The sequence below is a fragment of the Sphingobium aquiterrae genome, assembly GCF_037154135.1.
Lineage (GTDB): Bacteria > Pseudomonadota > Alphaproteobacteria > Sphingomonadales > Sphingomonadaceae > Sphingobium > Sphingobium aquiterrae.
In genome coordinates this window covers 55,839-64,422 of the sequence record NZ_JBANFL010000023.1, presented here as the reverse complement: position 1 = coordinate 64,422, position 8,584 = coordinate 55,839, and the positions used below count along the sequence as shown (strand labels likewise).

8 protein-coding genes are annotated in these 8,584 nt (G+C 66.0%); 5 read left to right on the top strand and 3 right to left on the bottom strand.

What is annotated here, in order from left to right:
- Window positions 1–44 precede the first annotated feature (44 nt).
- The 3 genes from WFP78_RS20110 to WFP78_RS20100 all read right to left on the bottom strand — a co-directional run bounded on the left by WFP78_RS20110 (window position 45) and on the right by WFP78_RS20100 (window position 2,832).
- Window positions 45–626, bottom strand: a complete 582-nt coding sequence (locus WFP78_RS20110) for an Arm DNA-binding domain-containing protein (protein WP_336966161.1) — start codon at window positions 624–626, stop codon at window positions 45–47.
- A gap of 335 nt (window positions 627–961) precedes the next feature.
- Window positions 962–1,819 carry a S1/P1 nuclease gene (locus tag WFP78_RS20105; protein ID WP_336966164.1) on the bottom strand — a complete coding sequence of 286 codons (858 nt, stop codon included), beginning with the start codon at window positions 1,817–1,819 and terminating at the stop codon, window positions 962–964.
- Between the two features lie 35 nt (window positions 1,820–1,854).
- Window positions 1,855–2,832, bottom strand: a complete 978-nt coding sequence (locus WFP78_RS20100; RefSeq protein WP_336966160.1) for an isoaspartyl peptidase/L-asparaginase family protein — start codon at window positions 2,830–2,832, stop codon at window positions 1,855–1,857.
- Between the two features lie 149 nt (window positions 2,833–2,981).
- On the opposite strand from WFP78_RS20100, the gene ispG reads away from it, so the two are divergent.
- The 5 genes from ispG (at window position 2,982) to WFP78_RS20075 (ending at window position 8,584) form a co-directional block, all read left to right on the top strand.
- Window positions 2,982–4,133: a flavodoxin-dependent (E)-4-hydroxy-3-methylbut-2-enyl-diphosphate synthase gene (gene ispG / locus WFP78_RS20095; RefSeq protein WP_336966158.1), complete on the top strand. Its 1,152-nt coding sequence runs from the start codon at window positions 2,982–2,984 to the stop codon at window positions 4,131–4,133.
- A gap of 184 nt (window positions 4,134–4,317) precedes the next feature.
- On the top strand, window positions 4,318–5,238 hold the full coding sequence (locus WFP78_RS20090) for a DMT family transporter (RefSeq protein WP_336966157.1): 921 nt from the start codon (window positions 4,318–4,320) through the stop codon (window positions 5,236–5,238).
- Window positions 5,235–5,714, top strand: a complete 480-nt coding sequence (locus WFP78_RS20085) for a GNAT family N-acetyltransferase (RefSeq protein ID WP_336966155.1) — start codon at window positions 5,235–5,237, stop codon at window positions 5,712–5,714. The genes WFP78_RS20090 and WFP78_RS20085 overlap by 4 nt, the downstream gene beginning before the upstream one ends.
- 38 nt (window positions 5,715–5,752) lie before the next feature.
- Window positions 5,753–6,118 (top strand): TfoX/Sxy family protein, encoded by a 366-nt coding sequence (locus WFP78_RS20080; RefSeq protein ID WP_336966153.1) that lies wholly within the window; start codon window positions 5,753–5,755, stop codon window positions 6,116–6,118.
- A 150-nt stretch (window positions 6,119–6,268) separates the two neighbouring features.
- On the top strand, window positions 6,269–8,584 hold the full coding sequence (locus WFP78_RS20075; protein WP_336966152.1) for a DNA translocase FtsK: 2,316 nt from the start codon (window positions 6,269–6,271) through the stop codon (window positions 8,582–8,584).

Below are 8,584 nucleotides of genomic sequence, written 5' to 3'. Positions count from 1 at the left end.
AAACCATCGAAATGAGGGGTCCCTTTTAGACGCCGATCACCCCGCTAACGGGGTCCTTTTTGCACGCCGATCCACAGCCCCAGCTTTTCCTGTTTGGCCGTCTTGCCTTCGGTAACATCCTTGAAGAAGCGCTCGATCTCACCTGCAGTGACCTCGCCAGCCACACGGCGCCCCAAAAGCGGCACTACGTGATGCCGTAAGCGGGCGATCGTGTAGGCCTTCGTACGCTCCTTCATAGGAAAGCCCTGACGCTTTCCCCGTTGAATGTAGCAGCCCTCCCTCTCGTAGAGGTCGACCAGCGCTGCCATCTTCATCTGACGCCGCTGCTCCTTCACGTCGGACGCAGGATCCTCGCCGACCGCGACGCCGCCGAGAATGACTTTTGCCTTCCGGCGAGCAAGCTCTGGGGTGAGCGGACCATGGCGGCCAATCGTCACCACCTTCTGCTCAGCCTGGCGACCCCCGCCATTCCCGCGGTACTTCGCTATGAAGGTCTTGGTCCCGCTCGGCTCGACCCGCAGGCCGAAGCCGGGCAGATCACTGTCCCAGAGATGATAGCGGCGGGGCCGCTTCCCCGCGTCGTTGCAGAGTCGATTCGTCAATGCTGTGGTGCTACGTTTTGCCATAGGTTGCATCCAAGGTTGCGACCGATCAGACACCACCTAGCCACCACGCCGACCGGAAAGTTGTGGATACGGGTATGCTATTGTCGGCGACGGAAATCAACCAACTATATGATTAAGCGTAGAAAATCGTAGAGTCGGATATGTACGGATTGGCGCTAAGCAATTTTGCCAAGGTTGGGGTCGAGGGTTCGAATCCCTTCGCCCGCTCCAGTTTTCCACATCTGCACATGCAGGCGCGACGATTTTGTCGCGGGGAATGCTGCGTTTACGTCCGGCACGCCATGTCGGCGGGCAAGGCTTTTCAGGCTCTGCCCACACGCAGCATCGCATGGGTTTCAGTCCAGCGCCTCGTCCAGCAGGCGCGCCAGGCGCAGGCCGCCGCGTTCCATCTGCTGGCGGACTACCGGCACCAGTGCCTCGATCTCCTGCTCGCTCAACGTGCCGCGCGTCGTCTTGTCTGCGCGGCAGGGTTCGCCATTGCGTACCGGGGCATAGGCCATGTCGCGCGAGAGGGCCCAGCTTTCCCGGCTCCAGTCCTCCGTCGTGCCACCACCCATCGCGGTCTTCTCTTCGGCGGAATAATGGCGGACGAGGGAGGGCGGGGCGGAAATGCCGCGTTCGGCCAGATAGCCGTCCCAGATGCTGTGCAGGTTCAGCCGGTTGTTCTGCACGATGCCGTAATCGGCCTTCACCCGGTTGCCGCCCAGGTCGCCATTGTCGCCCGCATGCAGCGGCTGGTGCAGGTCGCCGACGAAATGGACGAGGAAGGCCAGCGCCATAAGCCGCTCGCGTGCGGGCAATGTCCTGTCCTTGAGAAGCCGGGCGTTGCGGTCGATCTGGGCCGAGACGCAGTTGCCGTCCGGGCAGGCGGCCTTCAGGTCGAAGGGCTTGCAGATATCCACATTCTGATAATGCCAGTTATATTGATAGCTGAAGCGATCCTTCAGTTCCTTGATGCAATCGGGCCAGACGCTGGCATTCTCGATGGTCTTGAGCGGGCAGGTGGGCGTTGCCATGTCCGGCGCATGGCGCAGCAGCGCGGCGATGGCGGCGCGGGTGCGCGGCGTCACATTGGCCTGCGCGATCTGCGCGATGGTTTCATGCCCATATTCCCACCATGCGAGCGCCGGCGTGGGCATGAAAGCGGCGAGCAGGGCGAGGAGGGGGAGCAATTTCAGCGGCAATCGGGTCATGACGGTTCCGGTTTCGGCAGAAGGGTGGGGATGGCTCACGCCTCATCCCCATAGATCGCGACGCGGCGTTCGCCCGCACTTGTGGCGACGCCGCGATACATGCCCGGCGTGCTGAACAGCCATGCGGCCTCGCCATCGGGGCCGGCAAGGATGACGCCGCCGGTGCCGCCCATCGGCACGATTTCGGCGAACACCGCTTCGGCCGCGACGTTCAGCGGCTCGCCCAGCATGCGCGCGCGGGCGCAGATTTCATGGGCGGCGGCGGTGCGGATGAAATATTCGCCAGAGCCGGTGGCGGAAATGGCACCCGCCCGGTCGTCGGCATAGGTGCCCGCGCCGATCAGCGGCGAATCGCCGATCCGGCCCCAGCGCTTGGCGGTCAGCCCGCCGGTCGAGGTGGCGGCGGCGACATGGCCATGGCTGTCGAGCGCCACCGCGCCCACCGTGCCATATTTCATGTCGACGTCGAAGGCGCCCTCCGGCCGCGCCAGCAATTCCTCCAGCTGCCGGCGGCGTTCGGGGATTGCGAACCAGGCGGGATCGACCTGTTCCTGCCCCTGTTCGCGGGCGAACCGGTCGGCGCCCACGCCGCTTAGCAGCACATGCGGGCTGTGGGTCATGACGGTGCGTGCGAGGCTGACGGGATTGCGCGTGGTGGTGACGCCGGTGACGGCGCCCGCCGCGCGATCCGCCCCGTCCATGATCGCGGCGTCCAGCTCGTTGCGGCCTTCATGGGTGAAGACGGAGCCACGGCCGGCGTTGAAGGCCGGGTCGTCCTCCAGCACGCGCACGGCGGCTTCCACCGCATCCAGCGCGCTGCCCCCGGCTTCCAGCAGCGCGATGCCCGCCGCCAGCGCATGGTCGAGCCCGGCGCGCGCGGCGCTGTCCTCTTCCTCCGTCATCTTCCCGCGCCGCATGGACCCGGCGCCGCCATGGATCAGCAGCGTCCAGCCCGATGTTCCGGAGGGGCGGGGCGCGACGAAGCTGTGGGTGACGATGGACTTTTGCGACATGGATGATCCTTGGGGGTATCCTGCCTCAATAAGATGGCCGGCGCGTGACGGCCATGGAAAAAGCGCTTTGTGTGCATTGATTGGCCGTTCTGCCCCGAACGGCCGTCATGCGCTTCTAAACGGGCGGCGATGCGGCTATATGCGTCGCCATGTCCGATCATAATCCTGGCCTGCGCCCCTGGCGCGACATATCCCGGCGGCAGAGCCGCCAGATCATGGTGGGCAATGTGCCCGTGGGCGGGGACGCGCCCGTCACCGTGCAGACGATGACCAACACGCCCACGTCGGACGCGAAGGCGACGATCGAGCAGATCCGCCGGTGCGAGGAGGCGGGCGTGGACATCATCCGCGTGTCCTGCCCGGACGAGGACTCGACGGCGGCGCTCAAGCAGATCGTGCGCGCGGCCCGCGTGCCGATCGTCGCGGACATCCATTTCCATTACAAGCGCGCGCTGGAAGCGGCGGATGCCGGCGCGGCGTGCCTGCGCATCAACCCCGGCAATATCGGCAGCGAGGCGCGGGTCAAGGAAGTGGTGGACGCGGCCAAGGCCAATGGCTGCGCGATCCGCATCGGCGTGAATGGCGGCAGCCTGGAGCGCGACCTGCTGGAAAAATATGGCGAACCCTGCCCGGAGGCGCTGGTGGAAAGCGCGCTCGACCATATCAAGCTGCTGCAGGATCAGGATTTCCACGACTATAAGGTCGCGGTGAAGGCGAGCGACGTGTTCCTGGCCGTGGCCGCCTATATGCAGCTGGCCGAAGCGGTGGATTGCCCGCTGCATCTGGGCATCACCGAGGCGGGCGGCCTGATCGGCGGCACGGTGAAGAGCGCCATCGGCATCGGCAACCTGCTGTGGGCGGGCATTGGCGACACCATCCGCGTCTCGCTCTCCGCCGAGCCGGAAGAGGAAGTGCGGGTCGGCTATGACATATTGAAATCGCTGGGCATCCGCACGCGCGGGGTGAAGGTGATCTCCTGCCCCAGCTGCGCGCGGCAGGGTTTCGACGTCATCCGCACCGTGCAGGCGCTGGAGGAACGGTTGCAGCATATCTCGACGCCGCTGTCGCTTTCCGTGCTTGGCTGCGTGGTCAATGGGCCGGGCGAGGCGCGCGAGACAGATATCGGCATCACCGGCGGCGGGGCGGGCAAGCATATGGTCTATCTGTCGGGTGTCACCGATCATACCGTGCAGGATGCCGACATGATCGAACATATCGTGAAGCTGGTGGAAGCGAAGGCGGCGGAGATCGATGCGGCGACGGCCGCCGCGGCCGCAAGCCAGCCCGTCGCGGCCGAATAGCCGGCTGGTAGCGTTCCAAAGCGCCCGGATCACGACCCCCATGCCTAGGACGGATCGACATTCAGCCCAAGGCACAGGCTCGTTTTTTGTGTTCCCGCGAAGGCAGGAGCCCGGGATGGCTGGGCGTTTCCGGGCCCTGGGTTCCTGCCTTCGCAGGAACACAATCCTCGCGCTTGTAAGCTGAATGTCGATCCCTCCCGGAAACGCGCCCTCCGCGCCGCCGCTCGCCCTTGTCTTCACCGTCTGTTGTGCGGGCGTTGCGCTGTTCTCGGTGATGGATGCGGCGATGAAGGGGCTCTCGCTCGCCATCGGCGTTTATAATGCGTTGCTGTGGCGAGCGCTGGCGGGCACGGTGATAGGGGCGGGGGCGATGGTGGCGCTGCGGCTGCCCTGGCCGGGCGGCGTTGCGCTGCGGCTGCACCTGATCCGTGGGGTGGTGGTGGCCTTCATGGCGTTCTTCTTCTTTACCGCGCTCACCCGTCTGCCGCTGGCCGAAGCGATTGCGTTGTCCTTCGTCGCGCCGTTGATCGCGCTGTTCCTCGCCGCGCTGCTGCTGAAGGAACAGGTGGGGCGGGCGGCGATCCTCGCTTCGGTGCTCGGCCTTGCCGGTGTGGCCGTGATCCTCTCGGCGCGGATGCGGGGCAGCTATGATCCTGGCGCGCTGCTGGGCGTCGGCGCGGTGCTGCTTTCGGCGGTGCTGTTCGCCTGGAACCTCATCCTGCAGAAGCAGCAGGCCGATGTCGCCTCGCCGGTGGAGGTCGCCTTTTTCCAGCATCTCGTGATGCTCGCCATATTCGCCTGCGCCGCGCCGTTCCTCGCCATCGTGCCGCAGGTCGCGCATCTGCCGATGGTGGCCATGGCCGCCGCGCTCGCCTTCACCTCGCTCACCTGTCTCAGCTGGGCCTATGCCCGCGCGCCGGCCAATTATCTGATCCCGGTGGAATATACCGCCTTTATCTGGGCCGCGATCATGGGCTGGCTGGCCTTTGGCGAGCGGTTGACGGTCGCGACGGTGATCGGCGCCGGGCTGATCGTGTGCGGATGCCTGGTCGCGGCGCGCGCCCGGCCCGCAATCGCTGCCCATGTGGAGACAAGCATCGCATGACCCTTTCCATCCGTTTTGCCGCTCCCGACGATATCGACATCATCCTGGGCTTCATCCGGGCGCTCGCGGACTATGAAAAGCTTAGCTCTGAGGTGCGGACCGATCGCGACGTGCTTGCCGGGCATCTCTTCGGCCCCCGGCCGATGGCGGAGGTGCTGATCGCCGAGCATGACGGCGCCCCCATCGGCTTCGCGCTGTTCTTCCACAATTTCTCGACCTTCGAGGGGAAGCCGGGCCTTTATCTCGAAGATCTTTATGTGAACCCGGAGGCGCGTGGGCTGGGAGCAGGGAAGGCGCTTCTTGCAAGGCTTGCCGCGCTGGCGGTGGAGCGCGGCTGCGCCCGGCTGGAATGGTGGGTGCTCGACTGGAACGCGCCGTCCATCGCCTTCTACAAGGCGCTCGGTGCCCGGCCGATGGACGAATGGACGGTGATGCGCGTCGATGGCGCGGCGCTGGCGACGCTGGCCGCCACATGAGCATTGGCGCATGAGCATTGGCGCATGAGGATGGGCATATGAGTATCGACCGGGGCCTGATCGACTGGGTGGCAGAGGCGCTGGAGCCGATGGGCACGCTCAGCCATCGCAACATGATGGGCGGGGCGACGCTCTATCTGAATGGCACCATCTTCGCGATCGTCGCCGACGACATGCTGTGGTTCAAGGCGGATGGAGAGAGCGACGCCGTCTGGGACGAAGCCGGCTGCCCGCGCTTCACCTACAGCATGGGCGAGGGGCGCACCGGCAGCATGAATTATCGCCGCGCGCCCGACGATGTCTATGACGACGCGGAAGCGATGCGCCATTGGACGGCATTGGCGCTGGAGGCTGGCATGCGTGCCCCGGTACGCCCGAAAAAGCCGCGAAAGCCCAAGGATTAGGGCGATCTTGCGCCGGACAGGAGCATTGGGCGACCCGGGACTCGCGGGAAAACCGACGTCCCGAGCGGGCGTTCCGGGCCGGACTCTTGACGCAGACTCCCGCATGGGGGATTGTGCCGCACGGGAACATTTAGGGGACATGGGGACGTCATGGCGGCAAGCCGGGCACAGAAGCACACGCCGGAATGGCGCGCCATGCTGAAGCGCAGCCTGATCCGCAGTGGCGCGCTGATCGGCGCGATCGCGCTCGTGCTGGGCGCGCTCTTCCTGACGCTCGCGCTGCTGAGCTATGCGCCGAGCGATCCGTCGATGAACACCGTGTCGGGCGGGGCCGCGCAGAATCTGATGCGCACGCCGGGCGCCTATTTGGCCGATGCGCTGCTGTGGCTGCTGGGCGTGCCGGTCGCGTTGCTGCTGCCGCTGATGCTGGTGTGCGCCCGCCGGCTGTGGGGCGATCAGGACATGCGCGGATGGCAGGGGCAGGTCGGCAAATGCCTTGCCGGCATCGTCCTTATCGGCATCGCGCTGTCGCTGATCCAGAGCGATCCACTGGTCGCGCTGCCCGCCGGCTGGGGCGGCATCGTCGCGCTGGTGACGGCGCGGGGGATCGTCAGCCTGTCCTCCGCCGCGTCCGATTTGGTGCAGTGGTGGATCGTCGCCGCGCTGGTGGTCATGACCTTCATCGCCGGCGTCTGGCTCGCCTATCGCAGCCTGGCGCTGGAAAAGCCGCTCTTCCGCCTGACAGCGCCGCGGTTCTCCACGCCGCGCCTGCCCAATTTCACCCTGCCGCGCCGCACCCTGACGGCGGCGGGCGAGGAAGTGATCGAGGAACGGGAGGTGAGCCCGCGCCGGGCCGTTTCCAACCAGCCCAAGCCGCCGATCACCATCCAGACGCCCAAGCCCGCGCCCGCCCAGCGGGAGATGGCGCCGGTATCGCGGCAGGACGACCTGTTCGGCCACAGCTCGCTGCCCTCGCCCGACCTGCTTTCGCCGGTGCCGCCGTCGCAGGGCGGGAAGATCGACAAGGCCGGGCTGGAACGCAATGCCCGCCTGCTGGAAAGCGTGCTCGACGATTTCCATGTGAAGGGCCACATCACCGAGGTGCGCCCCGGCCCGGTCGTCACCATGTACGAGTTGGAGCCCGCGCCGGGCATCAAGGCGAGCCGCGTCATCGCGCTGGCCGACGATATCGCCCGCAACATGTCGGCGCTTTCGGCGCGCGTCGCGACCATCCCCGGCCGCACCGTCATCGGCATCGAGCTGCCCAATGCGAAGCGCGAAGCCGTGGTGCTGCGCGAGATGATTACCAGCGAGCAGTTCGCGCAGGATGCGCAGCTGCCGATCATCCTGGGCAAGAATATCTCGGGCGAGCCGATCATCGCCGATCTTGCGCCGATGCCGCATCTGCTGATCGCGGGTACGACCGGGTCGGGCAAGTCCGTCGGCCTCAACTGCATGATCCTGTCGCTGCTCTACCGCATGACGCCCGATCAGTTGCGCCTCATCATGATCGACCCCAAGATGCTGGAACTGAGCATCTATGACGACATCCCGCACCTGCTCTCGCCGGTGGTGACGGAACCGCAAAAGGCCATTCGTGCATTGAAATGGGCGGTGGAGCAGATGGAGGACCGCTATCGCATGATGGCATCCATCTCCGTGCGCAACCTTGCCAATTATAACGAGAAGGTCCGCGCCGCGAAGGCGAAGGGCAAGCCGCTCGGTCGTCGCGTGCAGACCGGCTACGACCCGGAAACGCGCCAGCCGATCTATGAGGAAGAGCAGCTGGATTTCCATCCGCTGCCGCAGATCGTGGTGGTGGTGGACGAGCTGGCCGACCTGATGATGACGGCGGGCAAGGAAGTGGAATTCCTGATCCAGCGCTTGGCGCAAAAGGCGCGCGCGGCGGGCATCCACCTGATCCTGGCGACGCAGCGCCCCTCGGTCGACGTCATCACCGGCGTCATCAAGGCGAACCTGCCGACCCGCATCAGCTTCTTCGTCACGTCCAAGATCGACAGCCGCACCATATTGGGCGAGCAGGGCGCCGAGCAGCTGCTGGGCAAGGGCGACATGCTCTACATGGCGGGCGGCAAGCAGCTGACCCGCGTGCATGGCCCGTTCGTGTCGGACGACGAGGTGCGCGCGGTCGCCGATCACTGGCGCGAACAGGGCAAGCCCGATTATATCTCCGCCGTCACCGAGGAGCCGGAAGAGGGCAGCTTCGCGCTCGACGGCGTCGACCTGGGCGACGACAGCCCGGATGCGCAGCTGTATCGCAAGGCGTGCCAGCTGGTGTTCGAAAACCAGAAGGCGTCGACCAGCTGGCTGCAGCGCCAGCTGCGCGTCGGCTACAACAGCGCCGCGCGCCTCATCGAGCGGATGGAGGAAGAGGGGCTTGTCGGCGCGCCCAACCATGTCGGCCGCCGCGAAGTGCTGAGGGATGAGGCGGGCAATCCGCTATAG